12 protein-coding genes are annotated in these 13,065 nt (G+C 34.6%); 8 read left to right on the top strand and 4 right to left on the bottom strand.

Annotated elements, in window-relative coordinates; genetic code table 11:
- Window positions 1–101: 101 nt before the first annotated feature.
- Window positions 102–779, bottom strand: a complete 678-nt coding sequence (locus tag Q0505_RS03505) for a response regulator transcription factor (protein ID WP_299208865.1) — start codon at window positions 777–779, stop codon at window positions 102–104.
- Entirely contained in the window at window positions 772–2,379 is a 1,608-nt protein-coding gene (locus Q0505_RS03510) for an ATP-binding protein (RefSeq protein WP_299208867.1), read from the bottom strand. Before Q0505_RS03510 ends, Q0505_RS03505 begins: the two co-directional genes overlap by 8 nt.
- A gap of 179 nt (window positions 2,380–2,558) precedes the next feature.
- Here Q0505_RS03510 and Q0505_RS03515 point away from each other — a divergent pair, with 179 nt between their 5' ends.
- The 8 genes from Q0505_RS03515 (at window position 2,559) to Q0505_RS03550 (ending at window position 10,815) form a co-directional block, all read left to right on the top strand.
- Window positions 2,559–3,695, top strand: coding sequence for a TlpA disulfide reductase family protein (locus tag Q0505_RS03515; protein WP_299208869.1), 1,137 nt, complete (start codon window positions 2,559–2,561; stop codon window positions 3,693–3,695).
- A gap of 43 nt (window positions 3,696–3,738) precedes the next feature.
- Window positions 3,739–4,263 (top strand): hypothetical protein, encoded by a 525-nt coding sequence (locus Q0505_RS03520; protein WP_299208871.1) that lies wholly within the window; start codon window positions 3,739–3,741, stop codon window positions 4,261–4,263.
- 24 nt (window positions 4,264–4,287) lie between these two features.
- The gene (locus tag Q0505_RS03525; RefSeq protein ID WP_299208873.1) at window positions 4,288–5,118 is read left to right on the top strand and encodes a GLPGLI family protein; all 831 of its coding nucleotides are present in this window, start codon (window positions 4,288–4,290) and stop codon (window positions 5,116–5,118) included.
- Between the two features lie 95 nt (window positions 5,119–5,213).
- Window positions 5,214–6,122 carry a GLPGLI family protein gene (locus Q0505_RS03530; RefSeq protein ID WP_299208875.1) on the top strand — a complete coding sequence of 303 codons (909 nt, stop codon included), beginning with the start codon at window positions 5,214–5,216 and terminating at the stop codon, window positions 6,120–6,122.
- 80 nt (window positions 6,123–6,202) lie between these two features.
- Window positions 6,203–8,971, top strand: a complete 2,769-nt coding sequence (locus Q0505_RS03535) for a TonB-dependent receptor (RefSeq protein WP_299208877.1) — start codon at window positions 6,203–6,205, stop codon at window positions 8,969–8,971.
- An 88-nt stretch (window positions 8,972–9,059) separates the two neighbouring features.
- Window positions 9,060–9,788, top strand: coding sequence for a TlpA disulfide reductase family protein (locus Q0505_RS03540; protein ID WP_299208879.1), 729 nt, complete (start codon window positions 9,060–9,062; stop codon window positions 9,786–9,788).
- A 32-nt stretch (window positions 9,789–9,820) separates the two neighbouring features.
- On the top strand, window positions 9,821–10,360 hold the full coding sequence (locus Q0505_RS03545; protein ID WP_299208881.1) for a CIA30 family protein: 540 nt from the start codon (window positions 9,821–9,823) through the stop codon (window positions 10,358–10,360).
- Window positions 10,361–10,368: 8 nt separating this feature from the next.
- On the top strand, window positions 10,369–10,815 hold the full coding sequence (locus Q0505_RS03550) for a DUF1572 family protein (RefSeq protein WP_299208883.1): 447 nt from the start codon (window positions 10,369–10,371) through the stop codon (window positions 10,813–10,815).
- Window positions 10,816–10,842: 27 nt separating this feature from the next.
- Here Q0505_RS03550 and Q0505_RS03555 read toward each other — a convergent pair whose 3' ends face one another.
- The gene (locus Q0505_RS03555; RefSeq protein WP_299208885.1) at window positions 10,843–11,202 is read right to left on the bottom strand and encodes a hypothetical protein; all 360 of its coding nucleotides are present in this window, start codon (window positions 11,200–11,202) and stop codon (window positions 10,843–10,845) included.
- A 209-nt stretch (window positions 11,203–11,411) separates the two neighbouring features.
- Window positions 11,412–13,043, bottom strand: a complete 1,632-nt coding sequence (locus tag Q0505_RS03560; RefSeq protein WP_299208887.1) for a serine hydrolase — start codon at window positions 13,041–13,043, stop codon at window positions 11,412–11,414.
- Between the last annotated feature and the right edge of the window lie 22 nt (window positions 13,044–13,065).

The raw sequence follows: 13,065 nt of genomic DNA on the forward strand, positions 1-13,065 counted from the left end.
CACCTATTTTGTATGTGTCTTTCAGACTTTACAAAACAGCATTTCACTAATAAACAGAAAAAGTTTTATTTTTTGTGAGAACAACCACCTCTTTTATGGGATTAGCAGATCAGTTTGTATCCATATCCTCTTACATTAACGATAGAGATTGCGGGATCTTCTTTGAGTTTTTTACGTAGTTTCGTGATAAAGACATCCATAGAACGACCATTAAAAAAATCATCATCACCCCATAATTTTTTGAGGATGAGGGAGCGGTCGAGGACTTGGTTTTTGTTTTTATACAGATGGAACAACAGATGTGCTTCACGATGCGTAAGGTTTTGTTCGCTTTCGCGAAAGCGTAATACCTGTTTTGGAAATTCAAAAATATATTCTCCTATTTTTAAAGTGTCTGCATTTTTCTGTTCCAGACTTCTATTGAGTAAATTATTGATACGAACAATTAATTCTTCAATGCTAAATGGTTTCTTTAAATAATCATTCCCACCAATACTAAATCCTTCGACTACATCTGCCGTTTGAGATTTTGCAGTGAGAAATATAATAGGAACTGTATCATCCAATTTGCGTATTTCTTTGGCAACTGTAAAGCCGTCCATTTTGGGCATCATCACATCTAGCACGATAATGGCTGGCTGATCATCTATATACGTTTGAAGTGCTTGTTGCCCATCAATACATAAAGTAACATCAAAATCACGCGTTTCTAGACTTTCTTTTACGATTTGACCTAACGCAGGTTCATCTTCGGCAAGCACTAATTTTATTTTAGACATAAGGCAAAAGAATTTTAAATTGGGTTGGATTCGTCTCTACAACAATACTACCTTCATGTTTTTCTATAATGACTTTGGTATAATAAAGTCCTATGCCAAAACCTTTTACATCATGCGTATTTCCTTTGGGAACACGATAAAATTTCTCAAAAATCTGAGCTACTTGCATTTTTGTAAGGGTATTTCCTGAATCTGAAATCATAATTTCCACGCCAGATTTTAACTTCTGGATAGCTATTTTTATAGTATCTCCACCATATTTTATAGCATTATCTACTACATTATCCAATGCGTTTTCTATATGAAACGCATCTATAGAAATCCAAATATTTTCTTCTTTTGGTTTAAAAAGAAGGTTCTTTTCTGTATGTGTAGCTACATATTTTTGATGGATGGTTTCCAGAAGTGCAACCATGTTTGTTTCTTGTTTGTTGAGTGCTAATGCTTCACTATTTATAGTGGCCGTTTCTAGAAGTTTCTCTACCATCTCGTTGAGCTTAGTCACTTGTTGCGATGACATTTCTACATATTTTTTTGTTTTCTCCATATCATTTGTATCATTAAAATGTTGGATGCTTTCCATGGCAACACCTATAGTGGCAATAGGCGTTTTAAACTCATGTGTCATATTACTGATAAAATCATTCTTAATTTCGGCAAGCTGTTTTTGTTGTTGTATGATGTGGAGTAAGTAGAGCAAACTACCAATCACCGCACCTAGTAAAAAAATGGAGAGGATGATGCCTAGAAGATTTCGTTTTAAAACAACACCTGCAATATTTTGAACACCCGCTTTTAAAATACTTTCTTTAGGGAGCAAGAGAGAACTAGAGGTTACAACAACCTCATTTGTCAACAACTCAACTTTATTGTTATGTATAGTGTCTTGATAAGAGATATTATACTCGCTACGGATATTTTTTCTAGAGAGTTCATTAGAAAATAAAGAATCTATAGCGGGAATATCTACAGTGTCATCACTAAAAGAGAGTACAATTCTAGTGGTTAAATCCTGAAGTGCATTTGTGCGTAAAGAATCTCCTACAATAGGAATTCCAAATCTATATACAGTATCATTTTGTTGTTTATTATGTAGTCTTTTTATGAGGGTGTCAATATTTTTTCCATTGGTATTTTTTATGGTAAGTGAACTCTCAGGTTGAAGAGAATCTTTTCTGTACCGCTCTCTTTGGTATGAAGTTAAAGACTTCGAAGAATGTTGTATGATAGAATCTATTTCTTGAGAAGTAGCGCCTTCTATGGTGAGATAATCTCCAGATACTATAGAGTCTGTAATAATGATAGATGCTAGATTCCCTTGAGTACCTTTTGAAGTACGTTCTGTGAAACTTTTAAAGCGATTAGATTTAAAAAAGTCTTCAGGATCTGTCCCATTACCAAAAAAACCTAATGTATTTTGAGCTGCTTTATTTTCATAATAAATACTTACTGCATTGTCCAAACTAGTTTGTACATCGTTCACAAGCTGTTGTTTGCCAACTTGATAGTTTTTGTAATTCCAATATACTTGTATGGCAAGCGTAATGAGTATCACAGCGCTTATAAAGTATAGGATGGTTTTGTAATTTCTTTCTTGCATACTTCAAAAGTAGGTGGTTCAACCCTTGTAAAAAAATCGGTTAACACACGTTAACGTTGGTTAACGTAAATACAGATTCAAGATATGCAAATTTGTAGTGTTGAAAATGTATAACCACAAAACAAACCATGAGAAGGTTAATTATTCAAAAAGCCTTTCTACAGCACAAACATACTCTTATGAAATCCATGTATTCCATCCTATTCCTTTTTAGTCTACTCTTATTAAATGTTTCTTGTGAAGAAGAAAAGCAGGTGTTTGAGATTACAGCACAATTAGATGGATTCACAGAAAACGCAGTTGTAACCTTAATAGACGGTGTAAGCTCAAAAGAAATTGCAACCACACAAATTAAAAATAGAGCATTTGTGTTTTCTGGATACCTATCTAATACACCTACTTCCTTAAACATCTTAATTAAAGAAGACGACCATAATACGAGTATCACCTCTTTATTTATCGCTAATGAAAAGATAAACATACAGGGCGATAAAAAAGATTTTCCAGACAACTTACAAATTTTAGGATCACCACATCAAGCGCTTAAAACGGAATTAGCACAAAAAACAACGGCTTTAAATGACAGCTATGATGAGGAGATTCAGAAGATGATAGCAAAGCGTCAAGCAAATATGTGGAATGATAGTTTGCAAACCGTGTATTGGGGGAAGAATGGTGTTTTTGAAACTATTGACAATGAGATTCTAGCAATTAAAAAAGAATTCATAGAAGAAAACATCAACACCTATTATGGACTAAAAGTGCTTGCCAGCACTAAGAATAATCTATCAAAAGCATTTATCACTTCTCAGTTACAACAATTACAACCAACATATAAAGAGACAGAATATGTACACGTCATTGAAACTTTTCTAAATAATGAACCGCTCGCAAAAAATGATTTCTTATATGATTTTGAAGCTGAAAATCAAGAAGGACAGATAGTTCAATTTTCAGATCATTTTGACAGTAAAAAATACGTGCTGTTAGAATTTTCATCACCACATTGTGGGTGGTGTAAAAAAGCATTGCCAGAAATAAAAAAGCTTGCTAACCAGAAGTCAACAACATTAACGATTGTAACTCTTAATGTAGAAAATGATAAAGACGATTGGATCAAAACCAGCAAAGAAAACAAGGTGAACTGGACAAGCCTTTGGAATGAAAAAGGAAGAAATAGTGATGCATTTACAAAATATAGAGTGGCTGGGACACCCACCTATGTGCTCTTTAATCAAGAAGGCAAAATGATAAAAAAATGGACAGGATATGATGAAAACCTTATTCAGGATATAGAAGCACATTTTACATTATAGAACAAAAATCACATTTAATAATAAAACCTAAAAACAAAACAGTATGAAAACTCTAATAACCATGATCGTAACTTTATGTATTACTGCAACAACCTTTGCACAAACCGTTACAGAAAAAGAAACCATTATTAACATAAGCCCTAAAGAGCGCAAACAAATTCAAGAAGTAAAAGAATTGATTTTGGACCTTTCTGAGAATTTGAGTACATCATTACAAGAAAAAGAAGCACTAAGTAAAAATGATATTGATACCTTAAAGAAATTACTCGAGGCTATAGATGAGAAGTATGAAGGTCAAAAATTACACAAAGAAATCGTGATAAAAACCGATGATCCTTCAAAAAATATGTCTATCTCGTATGCGTTTTCTATAGATAGCGATGACGAAAAAGAAACAATTGAAGGAATAAAAGATCTTGATTTGAGTGAATTAAAAGAAAAACTGAACAAACTCTCTATTTCTATAAGTGAGAGTGACGCCATACAATTGCTTGTCAAAAAACTCAAGGAAAAAGAAATGATTATGGTGAAGGAGACAGAAGAAAAAGAAGAAAAAACAAAGCATTAAAAAATTATATAACTTTACCAGATTATGAAAAATATCATTTTATTTATTTTAGTATTCGCTTTCGCGAAAGCGAACTCACAAAGCATCCAAGGGGTAGCTACATACCAAACTCAACGTCATGTAGACATAAAAATGGATAGCACCTCTGGTATGAACGACGAAATGCAAAAAAGCATTCAAGAGCAATTACGAAAGCAATTCCAAAAAGAATATACGTTGTCTTTTAATGAAGCCGAAGCTATTTGGAAAGAAGAAGCATCACTCGATAAGCCACAAGCACCATCAAGCAGTGGGATTAGCATTATTGTGAGTGGTAGCAGCGATGTTTTATATCAAAACATCAAAAAACAGTCATATACACAACAAAGTGACCTCATGGGTAAACAGTTTCTTGTAGAAGATACGCTTAAAAAACCCGAATGGAAGTTAGAGAAGGAAACTAAAAATATAGGGCAATATACCTGCTTTAAAGCGACACTTACAGAAGAGACAGAAGAACGATCTTTTCAAAGCGTAAATGGAGAAGAAGGAGAAGAGGTAGAAAAAATAACAAAAGTGACAACAGCTTGGTATACGCTAGATATTCCTATACAACACGGTCCAGATGAATTTTGGGGATTACCAGGACTTATATTAGAAGTGAATGATGGAAAGGTGTCTATGATGTGTACCCAAGTTGTGATCAACCCTAAGGATGGAGTTTCTTTAGAGATTCCGACAAAAGGGAAGAAGGTCAATCAGGAAGAATATGATAAAATCTCTGAAGAGAAAGCAAAAGAAATGATGGAGCGTTATAATGGCGGAGGAAGAAAAAAAGGAGATGGAAGTACGTTCTCCATTAAAATAGGAGGATAAACGAAATTGCTTCAAATCATAAAGTATTCTTAAAAAAAATAAGTCGCCTGAACTTTGATTTAAATTTATAGTCTAAGGTTTAAATTCATAAAATTATGATTCTTAAAAATATGCGATGTGCAGTAATACTCGTGATAAGCTTGTTTGCACTCACTACTTCGGCACAAGAAGTAAAAGGGGTTGCCACATACCAAACAAAAACAACAATGGATATGTCTCGTTTCTCAAGAGATGGACAACAAATGACAGAGCAGCGTAAAAAGCAGATTATGGAACGTATGAAAAACTTCTTAGAAAAAGAGTTTACACTTACGTTTACAAAAAACGAATCTTTTTATAAAGAAGAAGAGAAGTTAGCAACACCAGGACAAGGCGGAGGTGGTCGCTGGGGTGGAGGTTTTACACAAGGCGGTATTTATAAAAATACAGATCAAAATGCCTATGCTCAAGAGAATAATATGTTTGGCAAGGTCTTTTTGATTAAGGATACGATTAATAACCTAGAATGGGAACTTGTAAAAGAGAGTAAAATGATAGGGCAGTATCCAGTTTTTAAAGCCGTTGCTACAAGAGATATTGAGCAAAACATTTGGAGCAGAATGGGGCGTCGTGCTAGAGATGCGCAAAAAGCTAGAGAAAAAGAAGATGATACGCTTAAAACTGCAAGTACAGAAGATAAGGTAGCAGAAAAGCCTGAACCTAAAACAGAAACCATTATTGCATGGTACACTCCTATGATTCCTGCAAGTCATGGTCCAGATGAGTTTGGAGGTCTTCCAGGATTGATACTAGAGCTCAATACTAACAATACAACTATGCTTTGTACAAAAGTAGTATTGAACCCAAAAGAAGAAATTGTTATTGAAGTTCCTGAAAAAGGAAAAAAAGTAACAAGAGAAGAATACCAAAAAATTGTAGATGAAAAGGCAAAAGAAATGTCTGAGCGTTACGGAGGAGGGAATCGTCGTGGAGATGGTGGTGGTAGAGGGAGATTTGGTGGATAGCCAATCGTTTACAACATATAATTAACAAAGTAAAAACACCAAGATAATACCATCTTGGGTAACCAACCAACAGATTCAAAATGCATTCAAAAACTATAATTTTGGTGTTGCTTCTTGCAATGCCCTTGAGTCTCTTTGCTCAAAGTATAGAACTCAGAGGTACTGTAAAAGACAGTATAGGAAACCCATTAGAACTCGCAAATATCATTGCTACAAATAAGGCAGAAGGTACCCTAGAGTCCTATGGGATTACAGATGCACAAGGGAGGTATAAATTAGAATTAGGAGTCAATACTACGTACGAACTCAAGGTAAGTTTCCTTGGCTTAAAATCAGAAGTTCTTGAATACATAGTATCTGAAAACGCAACAGATGACACCAAAGATTTTGTTCTGATGTCTGATCCTAATCAATTGGATAATGTAGAGTTGGTCTATGAAATGCCTGTCACTGTAAGAGGAGATACTATTGTCTATAACACAGATAGTTTTACCAACGGCAATGAAAAGAAACTAGGAGATGTTCTAAAAAAACTACCTGGGGTTGAGGTAACAGATGATGGAGAAATTGAAGTCGATGGACAACGTGTATCTAAAGTGATGATAGAAGGGAAAGACTTTTTTGATGGAGATAGTAAACTTGCCACACAAAACATTCCTGCAGATGCACTTAAGAAAGTGGAAGTTTTAAAAAACTACAATGAAGTCTCTCAAATGCGAGGTCTTGGCAACGATCAAGATAATATTGCTATTAACCTGAGACTTAAAGAAGGAAAGAAAAACTTTTGGTTTGGAGATATTACAACAGGTGCTGGAGAAGGTGGAGATGCGTTTCGATACACTGTAAAACCTAAGCTGTTTTATTATAGCCCTAAAGGGAGTATCAATATTATTGGAAACTTTAATAATACTGGAGAAGTACCTTTTACATTTAGAGACTATTTTAATTTCACAGGAGGGTTCAGAGGTTTTAATCAACGAGGCGGTACCTCCTTTACGATTTCCGACGGAGGTTTAGGATTTTTAACCACCCAGAATAACCGTGCAAACGAAATAGAATCTGATTTTGTTGGCGCCAATTTTACCTATAGTCCTTCCAAAACATGGGACCTAAGCGGATTCACTATTCTTAATGATGGACGTACAAATTTTATCAATAACTCTTTAAATACGTTTATAAATGGTGGAGTTTCTCAGGAGTTTAATGAAGTGAGTGATCAGCGCAATCAGTTAGGAATGGTAAAGTTTAGTGCAGTTCACAAACCGAGTACAAGCCTTCAAGTAGATTATGATGTATTAGCAAAACTCTCTAAACAAACAGAATTCTCTGACGGTATTTCTATAGAACGTTTTACAGATTCAGAAGGAAACTTTATAGAAGAAACTGACAACGTAGATCAAAGTAAAGAAAACAGTCCATTTTCTGTAAATCAGAATTTAAATGTGTACTATACACTAGATGAGAATAATATTTTTGCTGCTACCGTACAACATCTGTTTCAAGAAGAAGATCCTTTCTATAATGCCTTAGTGAGTCAGCAACCTTTTCAATCTGTGTTGCCACTCACCACAGAAGGTCAATCGCTTTTTGATGTAAATCAAGATAAAACCATACGCTCTAATAAGCTAGATGCTAAAGTAGATTACTACTACGTTATCAATAATAAGAGTAATATCAATTTGACATTGGGAAGTACATTAAGCAGGCAAGATTTTAATTCTAATATTTTTCAGATTTTAGAAGGGAATGGACGTGAAGATTTTGAGAATTCACAACCAGATCCAGAAACCGGAGAAGTAGCATCTTTGGTAAATGATGTACAGTTTAATTTTAGTGATTGGTTTTTAGGAGCACACTATAAATTTAAAACGGGAATTTACACCTTTACGCCAGGACTTACCTTACACAGATACGGTATCAAAAGCGATCAGGTAGGTATTGTTACAGAAGACAATCAATGGTTAGTATTACCAGACTTTTTTGCCATCGCTCAGTTTGCACAGAGTAAAAGACTACAGTTAAATTATCAGGTAACAGCACAATATACAGATGTGAGTAACTATGCAGAAGGATTGGTGTTTAATAACTTCAACCGTTTATTTAGAGGAAATCGTAATCTAGAGAATGCACTTTTTCATAACGTGAACTTAAACTACTTCAGTTTTAGTATGTTTAACTTTACAAGTATTTTTGGAGGCGTAAATTACAGCAGGCGTATCGATCCAGTAAAGACAGCAGGAGAATTTCAAGGAATTGACCAAATATCATCTCCTATTAACAATACTAATTTTGTTGATGAAACCTATGGAGGGAATGCACGTTTTTCTAAAACATTTAAGAAGTTTAAATGGAATGTAAGTGGAAATGTATCTTGGAGTGATCTTAATAACGTAATTAATAATGAAGATCGTAATACCAAGAATTTCACTCAAAATTATCAGACAAGCTTTGAAACCAACTTTAAAGAGGCGCCTAATTTTGAGGTAGGCTATAACTATACAAGCACACGTTCTGATAACGGATCTACCGATCGTACTTTTATTACAAATAGACCCTTTGCAAACATGGAAGTCAACTTTCTAAAAGGATTTACATTTGGTGCCGATTGGAGTTATTTTGATTATGATGATAATGATGATAGTACAGACCTAAGTAATACCTATCAGTTTCTAGAAGCAAATCTATACTATCAAAAACCAGAAAGTAAATGGGAGTTTAGAGTGCAGGCGACTAACTTATTGGATGTAGATGTAATTAGTAATAACAGTGTTAATGATATTCTAATTTCCAATACAGAATATTTTGTACAGCCTCGTTATGTTATCTTTACGGTAAAGTATAATTTATAACTATACGCTTTCGCGAAAGCGTACTCAAAATGGCTACATGATCTTTAAAATAACCCTACAAACAATATGCGTGTGCTTTTTACTAACGATGGCATCATGCAAAAATAAAACAACAGAAACTGAAAACTCTTTTATAGATGGACTCACAGAAGTACCAGAATCAGAATGGGGCACTTTTGGATCTGAATTGGATACCGTAAAATTCTTTGATAGAGACGGCACAGAACTTTCGGAAGAACAAACAGAAATCTACTTTTCTGGTGGCGCAAAACCAAAGTTATATACAGATGAAAAAGGTATATTAAAATTAGGTTTTCTTGCCGCACCTACAGAAGAAGAGAAAAAGTTAATGGAAGAAATGAGAGCACAATTCCGAGCGCAAGAAGCAAAGTTGCAAGATGCCGTCGGAAAACCTGCTATAGCTTTTGATCTTTTAGATTATGATGGTAACCGCATCACATCCGAATCATTAAAAGGAAAAGTAACCGTGGTGAATTTTTGGTTTAAAGAATGCAAACCTTGTATTCAAGAAATGCCAGAATTAAACGAATTGGTTTCAACCCTTAAAACGAATCAAAATGTACAATTTTTAGCATTCTCATTAACAGAAAAGGACCAATTACCTTCTTTCTTTAAGAAGCATACTTTTGACTATCGCATTATTCCAAATAGTCAATCCTATGCTGCAGAAAACGGAATTACAGGATATCCTACCAACATGATTATTGATCAACAAGGAAATATTGCCTTCCTGAAAACTGGATTTATTCCTGGAATCGCTGACCAAATAAAAGAAGAAATAGAGGCATTATTATAATCTCGCAGCAGCTATCTAAATAAGTATCATCAATGAAAGCAGGTATCACGCTACTACTATTATTATTTATGAGTACAACTCCATATAATATAGATTTTGGCATCGCCTGTGCAGATTGTGATTGGTTTGTAGTACTAGATGGTGTGATGGGCGGACTTTCTGAAGGAACTGTCTCAGAAACTCCAGAGAGTATTGTTTTTGAAGGAAAAATATCTCTCGAAAATAATGGTGGTTTTGCATCTTATAGAAGTCCTTACGGAGCCTACGATCTGTCTTCTTATAAAGAAGTACACATTAGATATAAATCTACAGGACAAAACTTCGCCTTTACATTAAATAACTATCGTAGATTTTACAAACCTAACTTTAAAACAGAATTGCCTATTACAAATGGTGAGTGGAAAGAAGTCATATTTCCCTTCTCAAGTTTTAAAAAATATAGACTCGGTAATTTGCTTTCTGGTAAACTATCACAGGATGAATTGGAAGATGTGATACGATTAGGATTCATTTCCAATGATAAAAAAGCGAGTGCGTTTAGGATCGAGATTGATTATATTCGTTTCAAATAAAGAAAGTCATGGTCATAGATACACTTCAGCAACTATATAAAAGAGATCTCACACGACTTAAAAAAGAAATCACGTCGTACACTAAAGAAGAAAATCTTTGGATAGTAGATGGTGCTATTGCAAACTCTGGAGGGAATCTCTGCTTGCATTTGTTAGGAAATCTTAACGCCTTTATCGGCGCACAAATAGGGAAGACTGGATATATACGTGATCGCGAGTTTGAATTTGCAGGAAAAAATGTGTCTATAGCATTACTAGCACGTCAGATAGATGACACGATCGTTACCGTAGAAAATGCATTAGCACTTTTAGATAACAGGCAACTCGCATCTGAGTATCCCATCAAGGTTTTTAAAGAAGCCATGACCTACGAGTTCTTTCTAATACACCTGTCGTCCCATCTAACCTATCATTTGGGACAGATCAATTATCACAGGCGTTTGTTAGACAAGTAATACCAATCGGTAAATAGTATAAATAATCTACTGTTTTATTTTTACAGGAACAGGACCTCCATTAGTAATCCATCCGCCACCTATTTCATCTAGGTTGACATCAAGTTCGTCACTGGTACTTATCCCGTATAAATTGACTCTAAGTTCATCATAGGTATCAATGTTTTTGATGTTCACATCCAATTGTTCTGTGGTAGAAAGGCGCACCGTAATAGATCCATCCTCATTTACAGGAACAAGTCCATAGTTACTATTAGTATTAGGTGTTTTAACACGATTTGAAGAGGCGTGAGCTTCAGGAAATATAGCTACATCTTTTAGAGCAATGACAGAAAGTGCGATGGCAATTACAGTAAGAACAGATTTTGTATAACGATCAGTTTTCATAATGTCTTGTTTTTAATTAGTAGATCAATATAATCAAAAATAACGCCATGTCTTTTTGCTATAACCAACCTTGAATAGTGTTCTATTATATACACTTTCGTCCTTTAGCGGGATCAGTATAAATTTCGCTTTCGCGAAAGCGAAAAAAGACACAAAAAAAACAGGTAGTTTGCAAAAACTACCTGTTTTTTAGGTTATAAGAGAGATGATTAATTAATTTTTTTACCTTTCATTTCCTGTCCTCCTTGATATAAAGTAACGTGAGTAACCTTATTTGTGGTGTCTCGTGTAAAGAACAATTTTGCAGGTACTATTTTTAAGAAAAAGGCATCGGTGTCTTCTCCAAAAATTTCAATTTTGGGTTGCCCAGTCGCCTGTGCAAAAATTTGACTTCCTTCTATGGTAATCACAATGCTGAAATTTGGATTTAACTCGTACGTACCTACATATTCCTTGATGATCGTGGGATCAAGAGCAATGCCTTCTTTTTCTGTTGCCGCTTTATTATTGCTTTCTAAACCAGTTTCTTCTACAATACGATTTTTTAAAACAGCTTTTTTCTTTCCGTTTTCTAGAGAGAATTTATACATCGTAAAACTATCTTCAAAATTAAAAGTGTCCTCGTTTATAGGGGAAATTGGAATTTTCTCACTTCCTTCTCGCTGACTATACAATTGGTCTCCTTCAAGAGTTACAAATCGTAATACATTAGTATCAAATTGATATGTTCCTGTCCATTGCTTTAATTGTTCTTGAGAAAGCGTTACTGGTTTTTTGTTTGTAAACATGGGTGTGTCCATCACCATGCTCGCTAGTCGTAATGTGATATCTTGAGGAGAGTTGCCATTTGCATTGGTCAATACAATAGCATAGATGTCTTCATCTGGAATGTATACACCTTGTGTTACAAAACCAAAAATCCCACCACCATGTTCAATACTCCGTTTGTTATTAAGTTCATTAATTTGCCATCCATACCCATAGTTGGTGAGTTCACCATTATTTAATGTCGTATTGGTATGTGCTTTTGCTTTACTGCTAGCACTTATTAATGTATTATCTCTGATTGCTTTATGCCATAGAAATAGATCATCTACACAAGACATTAAAGATCCTGCAGCATACGGTATGGTCATGCTTATTTGAGTAGCATTACGAAATCCTTGCTCGGTAGGCTGATACCCAGAAGCTCTGTTTTTAATAATGAGTGCTTTGTCTCCGTAATAGGAATTTTTCATTCCCAGCGAATCAAAAATACGCTGTTGAATAAAATCTGCGTACGTCATTCCTGAAACCTTTTCGATGATATATCCTAAAACAATATACCCAGAATTATTATAAACCCATTTTTCTCCTGGCTCGAAATCGACAGGTTCATTTTTAAAATAATCTATGATTTCTATCGGAGTTTTATCATTTTTTCCAAAAGCATTAAGCCCTGCCATTGCAGTATAACTTTTAATTCCTGACGTATGATTGAGTAATTGATGAATGGTGATTTGATTTCCATTAGGATAGGACGGAAGGTATTTAGAGAGCTTATCTTGAATACTTAGTTTGCCTTCCTCCTCCAGCATCAAAATAGAAACAGCCGTAAATTGCTTGGTAATCGATCCTATTTCAAAAACGTGATTAGGGTTCATGACAACATCATTTTCAAGATTTGCCATCCCGAAGGCATTTCGGTAGAGAATTTCTCCTTTTTTAGCAACAAGTACAGTGGCACCTGGACCGTTATCAGGATACTTTTTTTGTAATAATTGATCGAAAGTTTCGGTGATATTCTGAGCACTTAGTGAAGTGACAAAGAAGAGAATGAGGAGAGTTTTAAAAAATTTCATGTGATTATTTTTGATTGATTGG

Source organism: uncultured Dokdonia sp., assembly GCF_937910895.1.
Lineage (GTDB): Bacteria > Bacteroidota > Bacteroidia > Flavobacteriales > Flavobacteriaceae > Dokdonia.

What these genes read in the sequence shown, in the direction of transcription:
- Q0505_RS03505 (WP_299208865.1), bottom strand. Translation starts at nt 779, where the DNA reads ATGTCTAAAATAAAATTAGTGCTTGCCGAAGATGAACCTGCGTTAGGT.
- Q0505_RS03510 (WP_299208867.1), bottom strand. Translation starts at nt 2,379, where the DNA reads ATGCAAGAAAGAAATTACAAAACCATCCTATACTTTATAAGCGCTGTG.
- Q0505_RS03515 (WP_299208869.1), top strand. Translation starts at nt 2,559, where the DNA reads ATGAAATCCATGTATTCCATCCTATTCCTTTTTAGTCTACTCTTATTA.
- Q0505_RS03520 (WP_299208871.1), top strand. Translation starts at nt 3,739, where the DNA reads ATGAAAACTCTAATAACCATGATCGTAACTTTATGTATTACTGCAACA.
- Q0505_RS03525 (WP_299208873.1), top strand. Translation starts at nt 4,288, where the DNA reads ATGAAAAATATCATTTTATTTATTTTAGTATTCGCTTTCGCGAAAGCG.
- Q0505_RS03530 (WP_299208875.1), top strand. Translation starts at nt 5,214, where the DNA reads ATGATTCTTAAAAATATGCGATGTGCAGTAATACTCGTGATAAGCTTG.
- Q0505_RS03535 (WP_299208877.1), top strand. Translation starts at nt 6,203, where the DNA reads ATGCATTCAAAAACTATAATTTTGGTGTTGCTTCTTGCAATGCCCTTG.
- Q0505_RS03540 (WP_299208879.1), top strand. Translation starts at nt 9,060, where the DNA reads ATGGCATCATGCAAAAATAAAACAACAGAAACTGAAAACTCTTTTATA.
- Q0505_RS03545 (WP_299208881.1), top strand. Translation starts at nt 9,821, where the DNA reads ATGAAAGCAGGTATCACGCTACTACTATTATTATTTATGAGTACAACT.
- Q0505_RS03550 (WP_299208883.1), top strand. Translation starts at nt 10,369, where the DNA reads ATGGTCATAGATACACTTCAGCAACTATATAAAAGAGATCTCACACGA.
- Q0505_RS03555 (WP_299208885.1), bottom strand. Translation starts at nt 11,202, where the DNA reads ATGAAAACTGATCGTTATACAAAATCTGTTCTTACTGTAATTGCCATC.
- Q0505_RS03560 (WP_299208887.1), bottom strand. Translation starts at nt 13,043, where the DNA reads ATGAAATTTTTTAAAACTCTCCTCATTCTCTTCTTTGTCACTTCACTA.